Origin of the sequence: Streptomyces sp. NRRL F-5122, from assembly GCF_001507435.1 — a bacterium.
GTDB lineage: Bacteria > Actinomycetota > Actinomycetes > Streptomycetales > Streptomycetaceae > Streptomyces > Streptomyces lannensis.
The window spans coordinates 231,607-253,480 of sequence record NZ_LMWH01000254.1; the positions used below are offsets into that span (position 1 = coordinate 231,607).

Genomic DNA, 21,874 nt, shown 5'->3' on the forward strand with positions numbered 1-21,874 from the left:
GTACCCCCGGCCTTCGTCCTAGGCCTCGCGCGTGCCGGCGTACATCTCGTCGATCAGGTGCTTGTACTCCCGCTCGACGACGGGCCGCTTCAGCTTCAGGCTCGGCGTGATCTCACCGTGCTCCACGTCGAGGTCCCGCGGCAGCAGACGGAACTTCTTGACGGTCTGCCACTTCTGGAGCCCCTCGTTGAGCTGCTTGACGTAGCCGTCGACCATCTCGACCGTGGCCGGCGCGGCCACGATCTCGGCGTACGACCTGCCCCCCAGCCCGTTCTCCTTCGCCCACTCCAGGATGGACACCTCGTCGAGGGCGATGAGCGCCGTGCAGTAGTTCCGGTCGGCGCCGTGCACGAGGATGTTGGAGACGTACGGGCACACCGCCTTGAACTGGCCCTCGACCTCGGCGGGCGCGATGTACTTGCCACCGGACGTCTTGATGAGGTCCTTCTTGCGGTCGGTGATCCGCAGATAGCCGTCGGGCGACAGCTCGCCGATGTCACCGGTGTGGAACCAGCCGTCCGCCTCCAGCACCTCGGCGGTCTTCTCCGGCAGCCCGTGGTAGCCCTCCATGATGCCGGGGCCGCGCATCAGGATCTCGCCGTCGTCCGCGATGCGCACCTCGGTGCCGGGCAGCGGCTTGCCGACGGTACCCGTGCGGTACGCCTCGCCCGGGTTCACGAAGGAGGCGGCGGAGGACTCGGTGAGGCCGTAGCCCTCCAGGATGTGGATGCCGGCGCCGGCGAAGAAGTAGCCGATCTCGGGGGCGAGGGCGGCGGAGCCGGAGACGCAGGCGCGCAGGTTGCCGCCGAACGCCTCCCGGATCTTGGCGAAGACCAGCGCGTCCGCGACCTTGTGCTTGGCGGCGAGACCGAAGGGCACGGCATGCGTACCGGTACGGCGGAAGGTGTCCTGGGAGACCTTGGCGTACTCCCGGGCGACCTCGGCCGCCCACAGGAAGATCTTGTACTTCGCCGCGCCGCCCGCCCGCGCCTTGGCCGCGACCCCGTTGTAGACCTTCTCGAAGATGCGCGGAACGGCCGCCATATAGGTCGGCTGCACGACCGGCAGATTCTCGATGATCTTGTCCACGCGGCCGTCGACGGCCGTGACGTGGCCGACCTCGATCTGGCCGGAGGTGAGCACCTTGCCGAAGACGTGTGCGAGCGGCAGCCACAGGTACTGCACGTCGTCGGCGCCCACCAGCCCGGTCGCCGCGATCGCCTTGGCCATGTACGCCCAGTTGTCGTGCGGCAGTCGCACGCCCTTGGGGCGGCCGGTGGTGCCGGAGGTGTAGATCAGGGTGGCGAGCTGGTCCTTGGTGATCGCGCCCACCCGCTCCTTGATGAGCTCGGGGTGCTGCTCGAGGTAGGCGGCGCCGCGCGACTCCAGCTCGGCCAGGGAGAGCACCCAGCCGCCCGTCTCGACCCCCTTGGGGTCGATCACCACGACATGGGTGAGCGCGGGCAGCTCCGCACGCTTCTCCTGGACCTTCGCCAGCTGCTCCGCGTTCTCCGCGATGAGCACCCTGCTCTCGGAGTCGGAGAGGATGAACGACGATTCATCGGCGTTGGTCTGCGGGTAGACCGTGGTGGTGGCCGCTCCGGCGCAGAGGATGCCCAGGTCGGCGAGGATCCACTCGACCCGCGTCGAGGAGGCGAGCGCCACCCGCTGCTCCGGCTGCACGCCCAGCTCGATCAGTCCGGCCGCGATCGAGAAGACCTGCTCGGCCGCCTCGGCCCAGCTCAGCGACTTCCATTCGTCTGGGCCCTCGCCGGAGGCGAGCGGTACGGGGTACCGGTAGGCCTCGGCGTCGGGCGTGGCCGCCACGCGCTCCAGAAAGAGGGCCGCCACGGACGGCGGACGGTTCTCGATCAAGGTCTGTGTGTCGCTCACGACATCCTCCGGGGCCCGCGACGATGCGGCTGACTCATGCTGGCTGGCTCATTGCGACTGGCTCGATGCGACTGGCTGGTCTGCGCCTGCTGTCACTCCGGCGCAGTTGTTTAACTCACGAGTAACTACCGAGCAGAGATCAGAGTAGAGCCCGACCGCCCGGTACGTAAGAGGCGGTGGCCTGTCACTTCCTACAGAGAGCAACGGGGAGCACGCGAAGGGGCCCGCCGCACTTTCGTACGACGGGCCCCTGTTCGGCCGATTTTCCGGGACTCCCCGGTTACTTCTTGCCCTTGGCCGACCCCGCGCTGTCATCGCTGGACAGCACGGCGATGAAGGCTTCCTGGGGAACCTCCACGGAACCCACCATCTTCATCCGCTTCTTGCCCTCCTTCTGCTTCTCCAGCAGCTTCCTCTTGCGGGAGATGTCACCGCCGTAGCACTTGGCGAGGACGTCCTTGCGGATGGCGCGGATGGTCTCGCGGGCGATCACCCGGGAGCCGACGGCGGCCTGCACCGGCACCTCGAAGTTCTGCCGCGGGATGAGTTCCTTCAGTTTGGCGACCAGCCGGACACCGTATGCGTACGCCTGGTCCTTGTGGGTGATCGCCGAGAAGGCGTCCACCTTGTCGCCGTGCAGCAGGATGTCGACCTTCACCAGGGAGCTGTCCTGCTCGCCGGTGGGCTCGTAGTCGAGGGAGGCGTAGCCGCGGGTCTTGGACTTCAGCTGATCGAAGAAGTCGAAGACGATCTCCGCGAGGGGCAGTGTGTAGCGGATCTCGACCCGGTCCTCGGACAGGTAGTCCATGCCGAGCAGGGTGCCGCGGCGGGTCTGGCAGAGCTCCATGATCGCGCCGATGAACTCGGTGGGCGCGAGGATCGTGGCCCGTACGACCGGCTCGTACACCTCGGCCAGCTTGCCCTCGGGGAACTCGCTCGGGTTGGTGACCGTGTGCTCCTCGCCGTCCTCCATGATCACGCGGTAGACCACGTTGGGCGCGGTGGCGATCAGATCGAGCCCGAACTCGCGCTCCAGGCGCTCGCGGACCACGTCGAGGTGGAGCAGTCCGAGGAAGCCGACACGGAAACCGAAGCCCAGGGCGGCGGAGGTCTCGGGCTCGTAGACGAGCGCGGCGTCGTTGAGCTGGAGCTTGTCGAGTGCCTCGCGCAGGTCCGGGTAGTCGGAGCCGTCGAGCGGATACAGACCCGAGAAGACCATCGGCTTCGGGTCCTTGTAGCCGCCGAGGGGCTCCGTGGCGCCCTTGGCCTGGCTGGTGATCGTGTCACCGACCTTGGACTGGCGGACGTCCTTCACACCGGTGATGAGGTAGCCCACCTCGCCGACGCCGAGGCCGTCGGACGGAAGCATCTCGGGCGAGCTGACGCCGATCTCCAGCAGCTCGTGGGTCGCGCCGGTGGACATCATCTTGATGCGCTCGCGCTTGTTGAGCTGTCCGTCGACGACACGCACATACGTGACCACGCCGCGGTAGGAGTCGTAGACCGAGTCGAAGATCATCGCGCGGGCCGGCGCGTCCACGACACCCACCGGCGCCGGGATCTGCTCGACGACCTTGTCCAGCAGCGCCTCGACGCCCAGGCCCGTCTTGGCGGACACCTTCAGGACGTCGTCGGGCTCGCAGCCGACGAGGTTGGCGAGCTCCTCGGAGAACTTCTCCGGCTGCGCGGCCGGCAGGTCGATCTTGTTGAGCACGGGGATGATCGTGAGGTCGTTTTCCATCGCCAGATAGAGGTTGGCGAGGGTCTGGGCCTCGATGCCCTGGGCGGCGTCGACGAGGAGGATCGTGCCCTCGCAGGCGGCGAGCGACCGCGAGACCTCGTAGGTGAAGTCGACGTGCCCAGGGGTGTCGATCATGTTGAGGATGTGCGTGCTGCCAGGGTCGTGGGTCGGGGCCCACGGCAGACGCACCGCCTGGGACTTGATCGTGATGCCACGCTCGCGCTCGATGTCCATGCGGTCGAGGTACTGAGCGCGCATCTGCCGCTGCTCGACGACACCGGTGAGCTGGAGCATCCGGTCGGCGAGCGTGGACTTGCCGTGGTCGATGTGCGCGATGATGCAGAAATTGCGGATCCGAGCCGGGTCGGTACGGCTCGGCTCGGGCGCATGGGTAGGAGTCGCGGGCACGCAGGGTCCTGATTCTTGAGGCGTCCGCAGCGTCTGCGGTCTCGGGTCGGAACGATACGTAGCCTCCATCGTCCCATGCGCGGGACACTGCGACCGGTTTGGGCCATGTCGGACCGGAACGGGAGGCCGGATCCGGGGGCCGTCCGGCGGTGCGGGCGACCGGTTTGGGCGGCCCTGAGCCCGGCTGGTAGCCTGGGTGGCTGTGCCTCATGCCCTCTCAGCGCGAGGTACCTCTTCAAAGAAATCACCGGCACGTGAGGCGGTCAGCCCCACGTGCCTGAACCTGTAAAGGCTCATTCGTGGCGAACATCAAGTCCCAGATCAAGCGGAACAAGACGAACGAGAAGGCGCGCCTGCGCAACAAGGCCGTCAAGTCCTCGCTCAAGACCGCGATCCGCAAGGCTCGCGAGGCCACTGCCGCGGGCGACGCCGAGAAGGCCACCGAGTACCAGCGCGCCGCCGCGCGTCAGCTCGACAAGGCCGTCTCGAAGGGCGTCATCCACAAGAACCAGGCCGCCAACAAGAAGTCGGCGCTTGCTTCGAAGGTCGCGTCCCTCAAGGGCTGACACTTGATTTGACGCCGGAGGGAACCGAGCGGGCCCTCTCTCATCCGCTCCCCCCTGGCACTCCGGGTTCGTACGCGGCCTGCGTTCGCCACGCGGGTACGAACCCACCAGCTTGAGATCCGAGAGCCCCGCCCTCGCCCTTCCCCAGGGCGGCGGCGGGGCTCTCGGCTCACGCCCGCCCGGTTTGTGCCCGGCTCCGGGGCTCCCCGCTCACGCCCGCCCCCTCGACCGCGCCGCCCGCGCGATGGTGACGACCGCCTTCTCCAGGGCGTACTCGGGATCGTCCCCGCCGCCCTTGACTCCTTCGTCGGCCTCGGCGACCGCCCGCAGGGCGATCGCCACTGCGTCCGGCGTCCATCCCCGCATCTGCTGCCGCACCCGGTCGATCTTCCACGGCGGCATGCCCAGCTCCCGGGCGAGGTCCGCCGGGCGTCCGCCGCGCGCCGACGACAGCTTGCCGATGGCCCGCACCCCCTGTGCGAGGGCGCTCGTGATCAGGACCGGCGCGACCCCCGTGGCCAACGACCATCTGAGGGCCTCCAGCGCCTCCGCCGCCCGCCCCTCGACCGCCCGGTCCGCGACGGTGAAGCTGGACGCCTCGGCCCGCCCCGTGTAGTACCGCCCGACCACCGCCTCGTCGATGGTCCCCTCGACGTCCGCGGTGAGCTGCGAGACCGCCGAGGCCAGCTCCCGCAGATCGCTGCCGATCGCGTCGACGAGGGACTGGCACGCCTCCGGGGTCGCCGCGCGACCCTGCGCCCGGAACTCCCCGCGCACGAACGCCAGCCGGTCGGCCGGCTTCGTCATCTTGGGGCACGCCACCTCCCGCGCCCCCGCCTTGCGCGCGGCGTCGAGCAGTCCCTTGCCCTTGGCGCCGCCCGCGTGCAGCAGCACAAGCGTGATCTCCTCGGCCGGAGAGCCGAAATATCCCTTCAGCTCCTTGATCGTGTCGGCCGACAGGTCCTGAGCGTTGCGCACGACCACGACCTTGCGCTCGGCGAACAGCGACGGACTGGTCAGCTCCGCGAGCGTACCGGGCTGCAACTGGTCGGAGGACAGATCCCGTACGTCCGTGTCGGCGTCGGCGGCCCGGGCGGCGGCCACCACCTCCTGCACGGCCCGGTCCAGCAGGAGGTCCTCCTGGCCCACGGCGAGGGTGACCGGGGCGAGCACGTCGTCATTCGTCTTCTTGGCCATCACGGACAGCATCGCACGCGGCACCGACAACACGGCCCGGGCGCCCGTCAGCCCCAGCCGTGCGCGGGGCGCGGCACGGCGGGCTCAGGGCTCCTCCCGCCAGCCGTCCCACTCCCCCGCGAACGTGTGCAGCTCGTCCGGATCCAGACGTCCTTCCTCGTCCCGCAGCACCACCAGCCACTGCGCGTCCTCCGCGTCGTCCTCACCGGCCAGCGCGTCACGGACGATCCGCGGTTCCTCGGCAAGACCGAACCGTTCCCCGAGCGCCTCCACCACCTCTTCCGCTGCATCGCGGTCGGGCAGCACCAGCACATGTCTCACATCGCTCACGAAGCCATCCTCCGCCACGTCCGTTCCGCTCGGCGCCGGGCCCACCTCGGGAGGTGCAGGTCACCCCGGTTCGGATGACGCGCTGCGGACCGTGGGCACCCGGTCCAACTCGATCCCGAACCGCTCCCGGTAGGCCCCGAGCACCTCCGCGTCGCTCGCCAGGTCCGTCACCTCCTTCTCCCCTTGCGGTGTCGTCACCGTCAGACGGCTGCCGCTGAGCGTGATCCGTCCCGCGTCCTCCGTGACCCTCGAGCACACCAGCGACCGCAAGAAGTGCGAGCCGGGCGACGTGCTGTTCCACCAGGCTCCGACGGCGAAGTCCCCGAGCGACCGCGGCCGCAGCTCCAGCCGGTACTGCGGCTTGTCGTCCCACAAAACGTCGAGATCGTCGGCCCGCTCCCCGCCGCCGCCCCGCACGCCCGCCTCGTCCGCCCCCGACTCGACCACCCGGAAGTCACCGGCCGGATCAGGCTGCTCACCCCGCTCCCCGATCTCCAGCGGATAGTGGCTGTGCGCCCCGAAGCCGACGTCCGCCAGCCAGTCGCCCCCGTCCACCGTCCGCACACGCAGCACCAGATGGTCGTACGGCACCCCGAGCCGCCTCTCTTCCCCGTACACCCGGGCGGAGAGCAGCGTGACGTCGAAGCCCAGCGCCTTGAGCAACGCCCCGAACGCACCGTTGAGTTCGTAGCAGATGCCGCCCCTGCGCCTGCCCACGACCTTGTCGACCAGCTGCTTCTGGTCCAGCACGATTCCCTCGCCGAGGTGGATCGACAGGTTCTCGAACGGCACGGTCTGAAGATGGCGCAGATGCAGCTCGCGCAACACGTCGACGGTGGGCCAGGCGGGATGCTGCACCCCGATCCTGCGGAGGTAGGCATCGATCTGTGCGGAATTCATGACCTCAGTCTCTCGCCACGCTCAACCCCTCGCCCGCACCGACCACGGCGATCGCCCCGTCCTCGTCCGTGCGCAGCACGAGCGCGCCCTCGCCCCGCAGCGCCGCGACCGTTCGGGGAGCCGGATGACCGTACGGATTGTCCTTCCCGCACGAGATCAGCGCGATCCGCGGCGCCACCCTGCGTATGAGATCGGGATCCTGGTACGCCGAGCCGTGGTGGGCGACCTTGAGAACGTCCACGGGCCCCAGTCCGGCACCCTCCGGGGACCTCGCCAATGCCTGCTGGGCCGCGGGTTCGAGGTCGCCCAGCAACAGCAGGCTCAGTCCCGCGGACCGCACGGACAGCGCGACGCTGGCGTCGTTCGGTCCGTCCGGGGAGGGGGCCGGGTCCGCGGGCGGCCACAGCACCCGCCAGTCGAGCGTTCCGGTGCGGCGGTGTTCACCGGCCACGGCGCGCGTCAGCGGAATGTGCCGGGCCGCCGCCTGAGCGCGGACGAACACGGCCTGCTCCACCGGCTCTTCGAACCCGGTCGTCTCGATCGCCCCCACCGAGCGCCCCCGCAGCACTCCCGGCAGCCCCGCCACATGGTCCGCGTGGAAGTGGGTGAGCACAAGAAGCGGAATGCGCGCGACGCCGAGCGCCGTCAAGCACCGGTCGACCAGCACCGGATCGGGGCCCGCGTCCACGACCACCGCCGTGCCGCCGCCCGTCGCGAGCACGGTCGCGTCCCCTTGTCCGACGTCGCACATGGCGAACCGCCAGCCCGGCGGCGGCCATCCAGTGATCACCCGGGTCAGGGGAGGAGGCTGCACCACCACGAGCAGCAGGCCCACGGCGCAGGCGCAGATGAGCAACGGGTGTCTCGTCAGCCGCCGGCCGACGAGCACGACCACGAGCGTCACGGCCGCCAGCAGCAGCGCCCCCGCCCAGGTGTCCGGCCAGTCCACCCCGCTGCCGGGCAGCGACGCCCCGGTCCGTGCGATGCCGGCGATCCACCCGGCCGGCCAACCGGCGCACCGGGCCAGCCCCTCGGCGAGCGGCATCGCCACCGGCGCGGCGGCCAGCGCGGCGAACCCCAGCACGGTGGCCGGAGCGACGGCGAGCTCGGCGAGCAGATTGCACGGGACCGCGACCAGACTCACCCGTGCCGACAACATCGCGACGACCGGCGCGCACAACGCCTGGGCCGCCGCCGCGGCGGCCAGTGCCTCCGCGGCCCGCGGCGGAACGCGGCGCCTTCGCAACGCCGCGCTCCAGCGCGGGGCCACGGTGAGCAGGGCGCCGGTGGCCAGCACGGAGAGCACAAAGCCGTAGCCGCGGGCGAGCCAGGGATCGTAGAGCACCAGCAGCAGCACCGCCGTGGCGAGCGCGGGGATCAGGGATCTGCGGCGCCCGGTCGCGAGGGCCAGCAGGGCGATCGCTCCGCATGCCGCGGCGCGCAGCACGCTCGGATCCGGCCGGCACACGACCACGAATCCGAGCGTGAGCGCACCGCACAGCAGTGCCGTCCCGCGCAGCGAAATACCGAGCCGGGCCGCGAACCCCCGGCGCTCGACGCGCTGTGCCAGTCCGATCGGGCCGATGAACAGGGCCAGCAGGATGGTGAAGTTGCCTCCGCTGACAGCCAGCAGATGCGCGAGGTCCGTCTTCTTGAAGGCGTCGTCCAACTCGGGTGTCACCCGGGAGGTGTCCCCGACGACCAGGCCCGGCAGCAGCGCCCGCGAGTCAGGGCCGAGCCCTTCGGTGGCCTCGCGCAGTCCGGCACGCAACCGGCCCGCCCAGCGCTGTGTCCCGGACGGCCCGCCCACCACGTCGGGCGGCGCACCACCCCGCACCCGCAGCACCGCGGCGACGGGGTCGCCCCCGGACACCGGGGGCACTAGGCGTGCGGTCACCCGCAACCGCGTGGAGGGCAGCAGGGAGAGCCACCGTGACCGCCCGGGTCCCTTCGCGGCGTCGCCCGGACTCTTCGCGGATGCGACGCGGGTGTGCGTGTCGACGATCACCCGCACCGGCGCCCGCGTCGCGGTCGTGGTCCCGTCCGCCTGTGTCACACGGCTGACCCGGGCATCGATCAGCACGGCCGGCGGCATCGCGTGATCGCCGCTGATCCTGGAGCGGGTCAGCCGCGGATCGGAGGAGACCTCGAGCTCCGCGGTCACCTCGGCGTACTGACGCGCGAGGGCGGGGACGGGTCCCCTTCGCAGGTCCGCACCCTGAAGCCCGGCGCAGGCCGCGGACGAGGCGACACAGAGCAGCACGGCCGCCACGGACACCGCCGACCACGGGCCCCGCACCAGGCGGGCGGTCCGCATCAGGTCGGCCCCCCGCGCCACCGGTCGCCGCGCCGCCCACAGCCCACCCGCCGTCACCAGGCAGGCGCCCACAACACCGATGACCCACGCGGTCGGCGCGTCCAGGGCCCAGGCAGCCGCGGCCCAGGCAGCGAGCGCGGGCGCCACCATGCGCAGGTCCGAAGGGCCCTCCTGCCGAGGGTGCGGGTCCCCCAGCCGGCTGCGGGCGGGGACCCGCGCGGCCGGGCGGTCGGAACGGGGCCGTGCAGCCACGCGCTCGGGGCCCGTCTGCGGCGCGCTCATGGTCGTACGAGGTTCCGCAGGTCGGCGAAGCGACGCTCGCCGATGCCGTTGACCTCGCGGAGTTCGTCCACCGAGCGGAATCCCCCGTGCCGGGCGCGGTAGTCGACGATGTGCTGTGCGAGGACGGGGCCCACCCCGGGCAGCGCGTCGAGCTGGTCGACGGTCGCCGTGGTGAGGGACACCGGGGTGCCGGGTGCCGCGCCGGCCGCGGATGCGCCGGTGCCCGAACCCGCCGCTCCTGCTCCCGCACCCACGCCGGGCACGGGCGCGGGGGCGCCGACCACGATCTGCTCGCCGTCCACCAGGAGGCGGGCACGGTTGAGTCCGCCGGTGTCGGTGCCCGGGCGCACTCCGCCGGCCGCGCGCAGGGCGTCCGCGACGCGTGATCCAGCAGGCAGCCTCTGCAGCCCCGGCCTTCGCACCTTGCCGCCGACGTCCACGACGACCGCCACGCCCGTCGGCACCCCGGCCGCGTCCGAGGACGGGGACCCGTCCGAAGTGCCGGGCTCCGCGAACCGGTTCGCGCCCCGGGCGCCGGGCTCCCCGTAGGACGCCGCCGCCCGCACCACCTCCGGTGCCCGCACCTGCTGCGTGCGGCCGCTCCAGAAGTGCTGTGCCGCGAAGACCACCGCCGCGGCGAGCAGCACGCTCAGGGCGGCCACGCTCCTCTTCTCCAGCCCGCACCTCGACTGCAGCCACAGCGGCATCCGCTCGCGCACGGCAAGACCGACCCGCTCCCGCCAACCACCGTCCGCCACCGCGCTCCCGGGGACATCGGCACCGCGGATCGTGGGGGCAGGGACGGCTCCCGCGGAGCGGTCAGCCGCGGGCCGCCCCATGGCCCGTGCATTCGGAGGGCCGATCCCACTACCCGCCGTCGTACGCGCACAGGGCTCCCCCGCGCCCCCGTCCGCTCGCGGCGGGCCGTGCCCCAACTCCTGCCGCGCTCCGTTCCCTTCTGTGAAGAGTGCCCCCGCACGCAGCCGCAGCGCGTCGGCGGCCCGGGTCCGGTGATGCCGTCGGACGGGCCCCTGTGCATGGCGCAGGCGGTGGCGCGTACGGCCGTCGGAACCCCGGCCACGGCCGGGCCCGCTCGTGGGCGTCGCTGTGCGTGAACGTGATCGAAGAGCCATGCGCCGAGCATCGGGCACCTGGCCGACCTCGCGATGATCTTGGTTGATTCCCGGGGACTACTGCCCGGTTGTGGACAACCCGGTCACCCGCGCGAGTAACGGACACCGCGTCCGCGACGCGGACGCTTGTCCCGCCACCCGCCCACAGGGCACACGGCCCGGTGCATCCGGCACCCGCGGGGCGACGGCGATGTCATCCCGACACCGGTGACACCACGGCTCCCAGCAGCCCGGGGCCCGTGTGCGCCCCGATCACCGCGCCGACCTCGCTCACATGCAGGGCGGCCAGCCCCGGCACCCGTACCCGCAGACGGTCCGCGAGCGCCGACGCCCGTTCGGGAGCGGCGAGATGGTGGACCGCGATGTCGACCTGCGCGTTGCCCGCGCGTTCGGACACGATCTCCTCGAGCCGGGCGATCGCCCTGGACGCCGTGCGCACCTTCTCCAGCAGCTCGATGCGGCCGTCGTTCAGCCGGAGCAGCGGCTTCACGGCGAGCGCCGAACCCAGCAGCGCCTGCGCGGCCCCGATCCGGCCGCCCCGCCGCAGATAGTCGAGCGTGTCGACGTAGAAGTAGGCCGAGGTGCCGGCGGCCCGCTTCTCCGCCGCCGTGACCGCCTCGTCCACCGTGCCGCCCGCCTCCGCGGCCTCCGCCGCGGCCACCGCGCAGAAGCCGAGGGCCATCGCCACCATCCCCGTGTCGACCACGCGCACCGGCACGGGGGCCTCGCGGCTCGCGAGCACCGCGGCGTCGTAGGTGCCCGAGAACTCGGAGGACAGATGCAGCGACACGATGTCGGTCGCACCCGACTCGGCGACCTTGCGGTAGGTCTCGGCGAAGAGTTGTGGGCTCGGCCGCGATGTGGTGACGGACCGTCGTTTCTGCAGAGCCTGGGCCAGGGACCGCGCCGAGATCTCCGTGCCCTCTTCGAACGCCTGGTAGCCGAGGACCACGGTCAACGGCACCGCGGTGATGCCGTGGCGCTCCATCGTCCGCGGCGGCAGGTAGGCCGTTGAATCGGTGACGATCGCGACATGGCGGGACATGAGCTGGAGGTTACCTGCCGGAACGTGGGTGTGGCAGCCCGGCCCCTCCGAGCCGGGTTCGCCGTGGCGGGATCAGGGGGTGCTCTCGGGGCGGGGCTTCTTCTGCCACGAGTATGCCGGGCGCTGTCCCCGGGGCCCGATGGCGGGCCGGGTCGGCTGGTCCCGCGACGCACGGGAGCGGGGGGTCTCGGGCCCGGTCCGGCCGTCGGCCGCCGGTGCCTCCGGCCAGGAGGGGGCGGTCGGCTCCTCCGTGGTCCAGTGGCGCAACGCGCCCGCCTCCACGTCGATCTGCGCGCTGAGGGTGTCCAGGTCGTCGTCCGCGAACCGGCGTGCCCGGTCGTGCGCCGCCCAGCGCAGCGAGTCCGCGGAGTGTGTGATCCGTTCGGTGCGCTCGCGCAGTTCGGGCAGCCGGGAGGCGACCGTCCCACGGTCGGGCTCGATCTCCAGGCGCTTGAGCTCGGCATCCAGCTCGTAGCCGTGCGCGCTGAGGCGGTTGAAGAGGCCCAGCGACTCCTTCAGGGACTCGTCCTCGACGGCACCCGCGTGCAGCGCTTCCTGCGTGGCCCGCATCGAGGTGCGCAGCGTCAGACGGAGCGCGGCGATCTCGCCCGCCGGGCCCGGCTGGGCGAGGGTCCTGGCCCGCAGGGTGGTCTCCTCGACCGTGCGGCGGGCCTGGGCGATGGTGCGGTCCACACCGCGCTTGGCCGCTCCGATCGCCTTCACCGTCGCATACGCCCCGAGTACGACGCACAGCACGAAAAGGAGGACGATGACGGTCAACACGGCTTCCACGACGCTCCTCCTCCGACCGGCGGTGGCGGCTGTTGCACCACTTCCACGGTAAACGTAACGGGCGGGTTCGGGGTTCCGGCGGAACCCAGAACCCGCCCGTAGGGGACCACCCCGACCCCGCCGCCCGGGCCGGCCGACGGGTGCGGGCCGCCGGGGCCCGTCGTTCGGATCATGTCGGCGCCGCGGGGCGACCGAGAGGCGCGGTCTCTCCCAGCCGGCGCGATCCGGACGACGGACCTCAGACCGTGACGATGTTGACCAGCTTCGGCGCGCGCACGATCACCTTGCGGATCCCGGCGCCGTCCAGTGCGGCGACGACCTTCTCGTCGGCCAGCGCCACCTTCTCCAGTTCCTCCTCGGAGATCGAGGGGGGAACCTCCAGCCGCGCCCTGACCTTGCCCTTGATCTGGACCACGCAGGTCACGGTCTCGTCCACGACGTAGGCCGGGTCGGCGACCGGGAAGTCCCGGTGGACGACCGAGTCGGTGTGGCCCAGCCTGCGCCACAGCTCCTCGGCGATGTGCGGGGCCAGCGGGGCGATCAGCAGCACCAGCGACTCGGCGACGGAGTGCGGTACGGCTGCGCCGGTCTTGGTCAGATGGTTGTTCAGTTCGGTGATCTTGGCGATGGCGGTGTTGAACCGCAGGCCTTCCAGGTCCTGACGCACACCGTCGATCGCCTTGTGCAGGGCGCGCAGGGTGTCCTCGTCGGGCTCGTTGTCGACGACGGTGACCTCGCCGGTCGTCTCGTCGACCACGTTGCGCCACAGCCGCTGCAGCAGCCGGAACTGGCCCACCACCGCGCGCGTGTCCCACGGGCGCGACACGTCCAGCGGGCCCATCGCCATCTCGTACAGGCGCAGCGTGTCTGCCCCGTACTCGGCGCAGATCTCGTCCGGCGTGACCGCGTTCTTCAGGGACTTGCCCATCTTGCCCAGCAGCCGGCTGACCTTCTCGCCCTGGTAGTAGTAGGCGCCGTCGCGCTCCTCCACCTCGGCGGCCGGCACCGCGATACCGCGGCTGTCGCGGTAGACGTAGGCCTGGATCATGCCCTGGTTGAACAGCTTGTGGAACGGCTCGGCGGACGAGACGTGCCCCAGGTCGTACAGGACCTTCGACCAGAAGCGCGCGTACAGCAGGTGCAGCACCGCGTGCTCGGCACCGCCGACGTACAGGTCGACGCCGCCGTGCGGCACGCCCTCGCGCGGCCCCATCCAGTAACGCTCGATCTCCGGGTCGACCAGCTCGCGGTCGTTGTGCGGGTCCAGGTAGCGCAGCTCGTACCAGCACGAACCGGCCCAGTTGGGCATCGTGTTGGTCTCGCGGCGGTACTTCTTCGGCCCGTCGCCCAGGTCCAGCGTCACGTGGACCCACTCGGCGTTGCGCGACAGCGGGGTCTCGGGCTGGGTGTCGGCGTCGTCCGGGTCGAAGGTGCGCGGCGAGTAGTCCTCGACCTCGGGCAGTTCCAGCGGCAGCATCGACTCGGGCAGCGCGTGCGCGATGCCGTCCTCGTCGTAGACGATCGGGAAGGGCTCGCCCCAGTAGCGCTGACGGCTGAACAGCCAGTCCCTCAGGCGGAAGTTGACGGTGCCCTCTCCGATGCCCTTGCGCGCCAGCCACTCGGTGATGCGCGCCTTGGCCTCGACGACGTTCAGGCCGTCCAGCGTGACGGTCTCACCGGAGGAGTTGACGATCGTCGCGTCGTAGGAGACGAAGGCGTCGTCCCACGTGGAGGGGTCGGTGTCGCGGCCGTCGGTCGGCTCGACGACACAGCGGATCGGCAGCTCGAAGGCGCGCGCGAAGGCGAAGTCCCGGCTGTCGTGGGCCGGGACGGCCATGATCGCGCCGGTGCCGTAGCCCATCAGTACGTAGTCGGCGATGAAGACCGGGATCTTGTCCCCGGTGACGGGGTTGATCGCGTACGCGCCCGTGAAGACGCCGGTCTTGTCCTTGGCCTCGGCCTGCCGTTCGACATCGGACTTGGAGGCGGCCTGGGCACGGTAGGCGGCGACGGCCTCGGCGGGCGTGGCGTGGCCGCCGGTCCACACCTCGTGGGTGCCCTCGGGCCAGGCGCCGGGGGTGAACTTCTCGACCAGGGGGTGCTCGGGGGCCAGCACCATGTAGGTGGCGCCGAACAGCGTGTCCTGACGCGTGGTGAAGATGGTGACGGCCTCACCGTCGATCGGGAAGCCGACGCGGGCACCCTCGGAGCGGCCGATCCAGTTGCGCTGCTGCAGCTTGATGGCCTCGGGCCAGTCCAGCTCCTCCAGGTCCTCCAGCAGCCGGTCCGCGTACGCGGTGATGCGCATGTTCCACTGGCGCAGCTTGGCCTTGAAGACGGGGAAGTTCCCGCGCTCGGAGCGGCCGTCCGCGGTGACCTCCTCGTTCGCCAGGACGGTGCCCAGGCCGGGGCACCAGTTCACCGGCGAGTCGGAGGCGTACGCCAGGCGGTACTCGCCCAGGACGTCGGCCCGCTCGGCGGCGCTCAGCTCGTTCCACGCGCGCGTGGTGCCCGGGACCCCGCGCTCGCCGGACTCGAACTGGGCGATCAGTTCGGAGATCGGGCGGGCCTTCCGCGACTCCTCGTCGTACCAGGACTCGAAGATCTGCAGGAAGATCCACTGGGTCCACTTGTAGTAGTCCGGGTCGATCGTGGCGAACGACCGGCGCTTGTCGTGGCCCAGGCCCAGCCGGCGCAGCTGGACCTTCATGTTCTCCATGTTGGCCTCGGTGGACACGCGCGGGTGCGTGCCGGTCTGCACCGCGTACTGCTCGGCTGGCAGGCCGAAGGCGTCGAAGCCCAGGGTGTGCAGGACGTTGTGGCCGGTCATGCGCTGGAACCGGGCGAAGACATCGGTGGCGATGTAGCCCAGGGGGTGGCCGACGTGCAGACCCGCACCGGAGGGATACGGGAACATGTCCATGATGAACTTCTTGGGCCGGGCGACCTGCGCCGGGTCGCCGGCCAGGTCACCCTTGGGGTTCGGCGCCGCGTAGGTGCCGTCGGCGTCCCAGAAGTCCTGCCAGCGTGCCTCGATCTCGGCCGCCATGGCGGCCGTGTAGCGGTGCGGCGCGGCCTCCGCCGAGACAGCGGCGGCAGCGGGGTTCGTCTCGCTCATGATCCTCAAAGCTCCATCGATCGTCTCTGCCTGCGGAAATGAAAAAGCCCCTCGCACAGGAGGGGACGCCGCGCCGATTCCCACCATCCGATTCGCCCGGGTGGTCGGGACTGATCAGCGCGGCTCGCTAAGCAGAAGGCGTACGGCACGCATGGCGTCAGAGTACCGCAGCGCCCGACGGCGCCGCGACGGGCTTCCGGTCGGCAGACCAGGAGGCGGTCCGAGTGAACCCAAGAGGGGGCGCAAACGTACTCAGACACCGACGGTCGAGTTGTGAAGGCCTCGAAAAGCTGAACAAGGTTCAAATGTTACTTCGCGTAACGGCAGCTAGTCGGACATCACTACCAACCCGTTGCCCTTTGATAACAACGCAATAACTCAAACCTCGTACTGCTCGGTTTGGAGCCCCTTAGAGTGCGGCAGCGGGACCGCCTTCCCGAAACTGTTCGGAGTTGCCCCCATGAACCCTCCCCGTAGTAACAGCTCGATTCCCAAGCCCGGCCGCTCGGCCTACGGCGTGGTGTCGGCTGTCGTACTGCTGCTTATACCGGTCGTCGTGCTCGCGGGCGGAAACGCAGTCCGGGACTTCCTCAACTTCGGAGCGGGCGTCCTCTCGCTCGTCTCCCTCAGCTGCTCGGTGATCTGGGGTCTCGTCGCCCAGGACCGGATCTTCCTCAACATCCGCCAGCGGATCGTGGCGCAGGCCGTCCACCGGACGACGGCGGTCGCCTCGATCGCCTTCCTCCTGGTGCACGTCACGGTCAAGCTCGCGCTCGACCACACGGTTCTGATCGCCGCGCTGGTCCCGTTCAGCCTCGGCGTGAGCGGCTCGGCGGGACTCATCGGCCTCGGTTCCCTGGCCGCCCTGCTCATGATCTTCGTCGGTGTCACCGGGGCCCTTCGCGGCAACTTCGCCTCCCCCGCGCCGGTCGCGGCGCGCTGGCGGGCGATGCACATGCTCGCCTACCCGTCCTGGTGCGCCGCGCTGGTCCACGGCCTGTACGCGGGCCGGGCCGCCAAGCCGTTCTTCACGATCTCCTACGAGCTCTGCCTGCTCGGGGTCATGGCGGCGCTCGCCCTGCGCGCCGCGCCGCGCCCGTTCAAGCGGAAGGTGGCGGACCGGATCTTCGCGATCGTCGGATCCGGCGATCGGTTCGGACGCGACGATCTGGACGCCAGTCGGGCCCGCAACGCGGAGGCCGCGGCCGCCATGGCGGGCTTCGGACCCCGGTCGGCGGACCGTGGCGCCGCCACCGAGGGACTGATCCCCTCCCAGCCCTCCACGTCCCTGTACGACACCCCTCCGGCCCGCACCATGACCCCCGAGTCCGGCAACGGCTTCGCCGCCGCCTACCGGGCCGTCTCGGCCACGCCCCGCGCCCAGGGACCGATGACACCCGACGCGACGCAGCGCATGAACCCCGTGACCATGCAGCAGACGGGGGCGATGCCGCGGGTCGACGGTCCGGGCAGCACCTCCGGCAGCTGGCCCGTCCCCTCCCCGCCGCCCGTCGGCGAGGCGCCCCCCTCCGCATACGACCCGCTCCAGGACACCGGATACAACATCCCGACCTATGGCAGTTCCGGATACGACGGGTACGGCGGGGGTGAGATGTACGACACGAGTGAGACGAACAGCCCCTACGGCACGTACAACTCGAACAACACGTACAACAGCGGTCCCGCGACTGACACGGCCCCCGGCGCCTACGGCACACCGGGTGCCGGCGAACCCTGGAACGCGCCTTCCGGAGGCTTTTAGTGAACGAGGCCCTGCCCGACGTCCCAGAAGTCCGTGTGGTCGGACTTCCGCAGCTCACGTCGGGCTTCGACCTTGTCGAGAGACTCGACCTCCCCATGCACCTCAAGGTGCACGGCCCCCTCGAACCGATGGGCGGCGAACAGCTCGCGCAGCTGGCCGAACAGATCTCCCTGAAGGGGCGGGGCGGGGCGGGCTTCCCCTTCCACAAGAAGCTGCGGTCGGTCGCCGAGTCGGCGATCCGCCGTGGCATCCGGCCGGTGGTCGTCGTCAACGGCAGTGAGGACGAGCCGGCCTGCCGCAAGGACACGGTGCTGATCAACCGTGCCCCGCACCTCATCCTGGACGGCGCCCTGCTGGTCGCCGAGGCCCTCGGCGCGCGGACACTCGTGATCGGCGTGACCCGGGCCTCCACGGAGCGGTCGATGGAGCAGGCGCTGGCCGAGCGCGGCCTGAGCGACCGGCGTGGCGCGCCCATACGCGCGCGCGTGCAACGCAACCCGGTGCGCATGGTCACCGGTGCCGCCGCGTCGCTGGTCCGATCCATCGACGGCGGTCCCGCGATCCCGCCGGGCCGCAAGACGAGCGCATCGCAGAGCGGCGTGGGCGGCGCGCCCACCCTGCTGTCGAACGCCGAAACGTTCGCCCAGCTGGCGATCGCCGCCCGCATCGGCGCCGAGCGCTACTGCAACACCGGTCTGTACGACGAGCCCGGTACGGTCATGCTCACCGTCTCCGGCGCGGTCAGCCGTCCGATGGTGATCGAGGTCCCCACGGGTGTGCCGCTGCGGTACGTGCTCCAGCTGGCGGGCGCCCCGCCGCTCCCGCAGGGCGTGCTGACCGGCGGCTACCACGGCAAGTGGATCGACGCGGCGACGGTCGACGAGGCGATCGTCTCGCGCAACAACCTCGACGCCGTCGGCGGCTCGCTCGGCGCCGGCGCGATCCTGCCCATCAGCCAGGAGACCTGCCCGCTGGGCGAGTCCCTGCAGGTGGCCAAGTGGCTGGCCGAGGAGAGCGCGGGCCAGTGCGGTCCCTGCTACCTCGGCCTGCCCGCCGCGGCCCGCGGGATGGAGGACATCCTCAACGGCGGCGGCCCCGCCGCCCTCGAGGCCCTGAAGCAGGTCGCCAAGGCCGTGAAGAAGCGCGGTGCGTGCTCGCACCCGGACGGCTCGGCGATGTTCCTGGAATCGACCATCAAGGCCTTCACGGACGACCTGGCGGCACACGTCCTCGGCAACGGCTGCGGCAGACCCGTGGAGGGCGTGCTGCCGCTCTTCGAGGGCGGCCGGGCCCCGACGGGCATCCCGGGCGGCGGCCAGGCCGAGCCCGAGGCCGGTGCCAGCCGGCAGAAGATCTTCGTCGACTGGACGCTGTGCCGCGGCCACGGCCTGTGCGCGGACATCCTCCCGGAGGTCTTCGAACTGGGCGCCGACGGTTTCCCCACCGTCGCCCAGGCCCAGGTGCCGAGGTACGCGGAGGCGAAGGCACTGCGGGCCGTACGCCGGTGCCCCGCGCTCGCGCTGCGGATCGAGGAGGACACCCGTTCCGGTGCGCCGGCGCGCAACAACCTGCCGGTGCTGTCGCAGGGCCGAGGACGCCGCGCTCTCGGCCGCTGAGCGGACGGATCACGGGCCGCCCCGCCCGGGGTGGCCCGTGCGTCGTCGTCGGCGTTCCCATGGCTCCGGACATGCCGAAGGCGGTCCATCCGATGGGATGGACCGCCTTCAAGTCCTGTGGAGCTAAGGAGAATTGAACTCCTGACCTCCTGCATGCCATGCAGGCGCTCTACCAACTGAGCTATAGCCCCTCGTGGCCACGCGGCCGAGCCGCTTGTAGACCGTGTCGCCCGGTTTCCCCGGCGGCGACGCCAACATTACACGGTCCCCCGGGTGGAACACCAAATCGTTTCCGTCGTGCGCGGGGACCCTCCCGTGCACGGGGAATCGAGGTCCAGGGCCGGCTTCCGCCCATGTCCGCGGCCCGGTCGGGGGTCAGGCCGTGGCGAAGGAGTAGAAGCGTTTGAGCGTGCAGTGGTCGTCCAGGAGACGGCCGTAGATCGGCTCGCCTTCCAGTTCCCGATAGGTCTCGATCGGGTCGCCTTTTATGATCAGCGCCCGTGCGCATTCCTCGCACCAGTACTGGTAGTCGGGGTTGACCGGTTCCATGTCCCGGACGATCGGCGTACCGCTCCCGCACCAGTCGCACTTTCGCCTGTGTGCACCCATCGATCAGCTCCAGCTGTGGCCGCAGGCCGTGCACACGTAGGAGATACCGCCGTTGTCGCCGAGGACCTGGGCCACATGGGACGAGCCACAGGAAGGGCAGTCGAGGAGGGTGGCCTTCCGACGTGGCACCGCCACTGCGAGGAGATCGTGGATCTCCTCGCGGATGCTCGCAGGCATCGCTCTCCCTCCCGTCGGGCCGCGCCCCCTTCCGGCCGTCTGATTCTGCCACGGCCGAGCCGATACGGTCAGCGACGCCTTCGTACCAGTCCGGACACGGCACCCGACGTGGCCGTCGCGGGCCGGCGCGTACATGCACATGGGGAGCGCGTCCGAAGAGGTATACGCCCCAGGGGCCCGGGTGACTCAAGCTCGCCGCAGAAGAATGGCCGAAGACCGCGGAGCCGATCGGCCGGCCGAGCCGGGTGACCGCTGGGGGTGACGGTCGGCGCCGAGCGGCCTTCTCCGGGCGTACGGCGGCGCGAGCACGGTTGTGGGGCCCGGAACGGCACGGGACCCGCTCCTGCCCGCGCGAGGGCCTCGTACGGCCGCGCACCGCCGCCCCTCACCGCCGCGCACCGCCGCCCCTCACCGCCGTGCAGCGGGCGGCCCGCACCGCCGGGCAGGAAGCCGGGACCGCGCCGGCCGGTCCTCCCCACGCCTCGTGAGGCGGGAGACGCCGTCACCCGTGCTTCCTCGGTGACATGACGCCGGGTCAGGCCGAGTACGGACGAAATGGCCCCGGACACAGAAAATCCCGCCCCTTGAGGGACGGGATTCTGATCACCGATCTCTGACACCTTCGAAGTGTCGATCCGTGGAGCTAAGGAGAATTGAACTCCTGACCTCCTGCATGCCATGCAGGCGCTCTACCAACTGAGCTATAGCCCCGCGCGTTCTTCCCGCTCGGCGGGCGAACAAGAAGAACTTTAGCCTGCGGCCTGCCGGAAAGTGAAATCCGTGCCCCGACACCCGGTGAGGAGGTGTCAGTCGTCGTCGCCGAGGACCGGTTCGGGAAGCGTGCCCGCGTTGTGCTCCAGGAGACGCCACCCGCGCACGCCCTCGCCGAGGACGGACCAGGAGCAGTTGGAGAGACCACCGAGGCTCTCCCAGTGGCGGGACTCGAGGCCGAGCAGCCGTCCGATGGTGGTGCGGATCGTGCCACCGTGACTGACCACCACGAGGGTGCCGTTCTCCGGGAGCTTCTCGGCGTGGCGCAGCACCACCGGGGCCGCCCGGTCGGCGACCTCGGTCTCCAGTTCGCCTCCGCCGCGGCGGACGGGCTCACCGCGCTTCCAGGCGGCGTACTCCTCCCCGTGCCGGGCGATGATCTCCTCGTGGGTCAGCCCCTGCCAGACACCCGCGTACGTCTCGCGCAGGGACTCGTCGTGAGTGACCTCCAGACCCGTCAGCGCGGCCAGCTCCGCGGCCGTCGAGGCGGCGCGCTTGAGGTCGGAGGCGACGATGGCGTCGGGCTTCAAGGAGGCGAGCAGGCGGGCCGAGCGGCGGGCCTGGCCGACGCCGGTCTCGGTCAGCTCGACGTCCGTGGAGCCCTGGAAGCGGCGTTCCACGTTCCAGGACGTCTGGCCATGCCGCCACAGGACGAGACGGCGCCCCCGCCCCCTCCTCGAGGTGTCGGCGCCGGAGGCCGTCACCGCAGTTCCCCACCCAGCTCGGCATTCAGTTCGGCGGCGTCCTCGGCGGCCTTCAGCCGGGCGTGCTCCGCCGCCTTGCCGCGGGTGGCCTTGGCGTCGGCGGGCAGCTCCAGCTCGGGGCAGTCCTTCCAGAGCCGCTCCAGTGCGTAGAAGACCCGCTCCTCGCTGTGCTGGACGTGCACCACGATGTCGACGTAGTCGAGCAGCACCCAGCGAGCCTCGCGGTCGCCCTCGCGACGCACCGGCTTGGCGCCGAGTTCCTTGTTCAGTCGCTCCTCGATCTCGTCGACGATCGACTTGACCTGGCGGTCGTTGGGCGCGGACGCCAGCAGGAAGGCGTCCGTGATCGACAGCACGTCGCTGACGTCGTAGGCGATGATGTCGTGCGCGAGCTTGTCGGCGGCCGCCTGGGCGGCGGCGGTGATGAGCTCGAGAGAGCGGTCCGTTGCGGTCACTACGAGGCTTTCCTTAGGCGGTCAGTGATACCCCAAGGGTCTCACGGACCGCGGACGG

The 21,874-nt window shown here is 70.9% G+C and carries 17 protein-coding genes and 2 tRNA genes; 3 read left to right on the forward strand and 16 right to left on the reverse strand.

Annotated features, from left to right (window positions below; genetic code table 11):
- Window positions 1–18 precede the first annotated feature (18 nt).
- Window positions 19–1,893 carry an AMP-dependent synthetase/ligase gene (locus tag ADL25_RS32910; protein ID WP_059131540.1) on the reverse strand — a complete coding sequence of 625 codons (1,875 nt, stop codon included), beginning with the start codon at window positions 1,891–1,893 and terminating at the stop codon, window positions 19–21.
- A gap of 280 nt (window positions 1,894–2,173) precedes the next feature.
- A complete protein-coding gene (gene lepA / locus ADL25_RS32915) occupies window positions 2,174–4,042 on the reverse strand; it encodes a translation elongation factor 4 (protein WP_059131541.1) in 1,869 nt (622 codons plus the stop codon).
- A 299-nt stretch (window positions 4,043–4,341) separates the two neighbouring features.
- Between lepA and rpsT the strand changes: the two genes are divergently transcribed.
- Window positions 4,342–4,608, forward strand: a complete 267-nt coding sequence (gene rpsT, locus ADL25_RS32920; protein WP_059131542.1) for a 30S ribosomal protein S20 — start codon at window positions 4,342–4,344, stop codon at window positions 4,606–4,608.
- Between the two features lie 210 nt (window positions 4,609–4,818).
- Here rpsT and holA read toward each other — a convergent pair whose 3' ends face one another.
- From holA to leuS, 8 genes are all read right to left on the reverse strand, one after another.
- On the reverse strand, window positions 4,819–5,805 hold the full coding sequence (gene holA / locus ADL25_RS32925) for a DNA polymerase III subunit delta (RefSeq protein WP_079050726.1): 987 nt from the start codon (window positions 5,803–5,805) through the stop codon (window positions 4,819–4,821).
- An 84-nt stretch (window positions 5,806–5,889) separates the two neighbouring features.
- Window positions 5,890–6,135, reverse strand: a complete 246-nt coding sequence (locus ADL25_RS32930; protein ID WP_059131649.1) for a hypothetical protein — start codon at window positions 6,133–6,135, stop codon at window positions 5,890–5,892.
- Between the two features lie 60 nt (window positions 6,136–6,195).
- Complete coding sequence (locus ADL25_RS32935) at window positions 6,196–7,035, reverse strand: arylamine N-acetyltransferase family protein (protein WP_059131544.1); 840 nt, start codon at window positions 7,033–7,035, stop codon at window positions 6,196–6,198.
- A gap of 4 nt (window positions 7,036–7,039) precedes the next feature.
- Window positions 7,040–9,634, reverse strand: a complete 2,595-nt coding sequence (locus tag ADL25_RS32940; protein ID WP_079050716.1) for a ComEC/Rec2 family competence protein — start codon at window positions 9,632–9,634, stop codon at window positions 7,040–7,042.
- Window positions 9,631–10,767 carry a ComEA family DNA-binding protein gene (locus ADL25_RS32945; protein ID WP_059131545.1) on the reverse strand — a complete coding sequence of 379 codons (1,137 nt, stop codon included), beginning with the start codon at window positions 10,765–10,767 and terminating at the stop codon, window positions 9,631–9,633. Before ADL25_RS32945 ends, ADL25_RS32940 begins: the two co-directional genes overlap by 4 nt.
- Before the next feature lie 193 nt (window positions 10,768–10,960).
- Complete coding sequence (locus tag ADL25_RS32950; RefSeq protein WP_059131546.1) at window positions 10,961–11,812, reverse strand: DegV family protein; 852 nt, start codon at window positions 11,810–11,812, stop codon at window positions 10,961–10,963.
- A gap of 72 nt (window positions 11,813–11,884) precedes the next feature.
- A complete protein-coding gene (locus ADL25_RS32955) occupies window positions 11,885–12,604 on the reverse strand; it encodes a hypothetical protein (RefSeq protein WP_181923039.1) in 720 nt (239 codons plus the stop codon).
- 238 nt (window positions 12,605–12,842) lie between these two features.
- Complete coding sequence (gene leuS / locus ADL25_RS32960) at window positions 12,843–15,722, reverse strand: leucine--tRNA ligase (RefSeq protein WP_059131547.1); 2,880 nt, start codon at window positions 15,720–15,722, stop codon at window positions 12,843–12,845.
- A gap of 460 nt (window positions 15,723–16,182) precedes the next feature.
- Between leuS and ADL25_RS32965 the strand changes: the two genes are divergently transcribed.
- Both ADL25_RS32965 and ADL25_RS32970 read left to right on the forward strand, forming a co-directional pair.
- Window positions 16,183–17,484 carry a ferric reductase-like transmembrane domain-containing protein gene (locus ADL25_RS32965; protein WP_181923040.1) on the forward strand — a complete coding sequence of 434 codons (1,302 nt, stop codon included), beginning with the start codon at window positions 16,183–16,185 and terminating at the stop codon, window positions 17,482–17,484.
- Window positions 17,484–19,100: an NADH-quinone oxidoreductase subunit NuoF family protein gene (locus ADL25_RS32970; RefSeq protein ID WP_059131549.1), complete on the forward strand. Its 1,617-nt coding sequence runs from the start codon at window positions 17,484–17,486 to the stop codon at window positions 19,098–19,100. The genes ADL25_RS32965 and ADL25_RS32970 overlap by 1 nt, the downstream gene beginning before the upstream one ends.
- A 118-nt stretch (window positions 19,101–19,218) precedes the next feature.
- On the opposite strand, the gene ADL25_RS32975 is transcribed toward ADL25_RS32970, so the two are convergent.
- The 6 genes from ADL25_RS32975 to rsfS all read right to left on the reverse strand — a co-directional run bounded on the left by ADL25_RS32975 (window position 19,219) and on the right by rsfS (window position 21,816).
- Window positions 19,219–19,291 (reverse strand) — tRNA-Ala (locus tag ADL25_RS32975).
- Between the two features lie 184 nt (window positions 19,292–19,475).
- Window positions 19,476–19,709, reverse strand: coding sequence for a hypothetical protein (locus ADL25_RS32980; RefSeq protein WP_059131550.1), 234 nt, complete (start codon window positions 19,707–19,709; stop codon window positions 19,476–19,478).
- A 3-nt stretch (window positions 19,710–19,712) separates the two neighbouring features.
- Window positions 19,713–19,886, reverse strand: a complete 174-nt coding sequence (locus ADL25_RS49960; protein ID WP_181923041.1) for a hypothetical protein — start codon at window positions 19,884–19,886, stop codon at window positions 19,713–19,715.
- A 638-nt stretch (window positions 19,887–20,524) separates the two neighbouring features.
- Window positions 20,525–20,597: transfer RNA gene (locus ADL25_RS32985), tRNA-Ala, on the reverse strand.
- 95 nt (window positions 20,598–20,692) lie between these two features.
- Window positions 20,693–21,361 (reverse strand): histidine phosphatase family protein, encoded by a 669-nt coding sequence (locus tag ADL25_RS32990; protein WP_059131551.1) that lies wholly within the window; start codon window positions 21,359–21,361, stop codon window positions 20,693–20,695.
- Window positions 21,358–21,816, reverse strand: a complete 459-nt coding sequence (gene rsfS, locus ADL25_RS32995; RefSeq protein WP_059131552.1) for a ribosome silencing factor — start codon at window positions 21,814–21,816, stop codon at window positions 21,358–21,360. The genes ADL25_RS32990 and rsfS overlap by 4 nt, the downstream gene beginning before the upstream one ends.
- Window positions 21,817–21,874 lie beyond the last annotated feature (58 nt).

Coding starts and splice junctions, on each gene's coding strand:
- ADL25_RS32965 (WP_181923040.1), top strand. CDS start 16,183: ATGAACCCTCCCCGTAGTAACAGCTCGATTCCCAAGCCCGGCCGCTCG.
- ADL25_RS32980 (WP_059131550.1), bottom strand. CDS start 19,709: ATGGGTGCACACAGGCGAAAGTGCGACTGGTGCGGGAGCGGTACGCCG.
- ADL25_RS32935 (WP_059131544.1), bottom strand. CDS start 7,035: ATGAATTCCGCACAGATCGATGCCTACCTCCGCAGGATCGGGGTGCAG.
- holA (WP_079050726.1), bottom strand. CDS start 5,805: ATGGCCAAGAAGACGAATGACGACGTGCTCGCCCCGGTCACCCTCGCC.
- ADL25_RS32950 (WP_059131546.1), bottom strand. CDS start 11,812: ATGTCCCGCCATGTCGCGATCGTCACCGATTCAACGGCCTACCTGCCG.
- leuS (WP_059131547.1), bottom strand. CDS start 15,722: ATGAGCGAGACGAACCCCGCTGCCGCCGCTGTCTCGGCGGAGGCCGCG.
- ADL25_RS32945 (WP_059131545.1), bottom strand. CDS start 10,767: ATGGCTCTTCGATCACGTTCACGCACAGCGACGCCCACGAGCGGGCCC.
- ADL25_RS32940 (WP_079050716.1), bottom strand. CDS start 9,634: ATGAGCGCGCCGCAGACGGGCCCCGAGCGCGTGGCTGCACGGCCCCGT.
- ADL25_RS49960 (WP_181923041.1), bottom strand. CDS start 19,886: ATGCCTGCGAGCATCCGCGAGGAGATCCACGATCTCCTCGCAGTGGCG.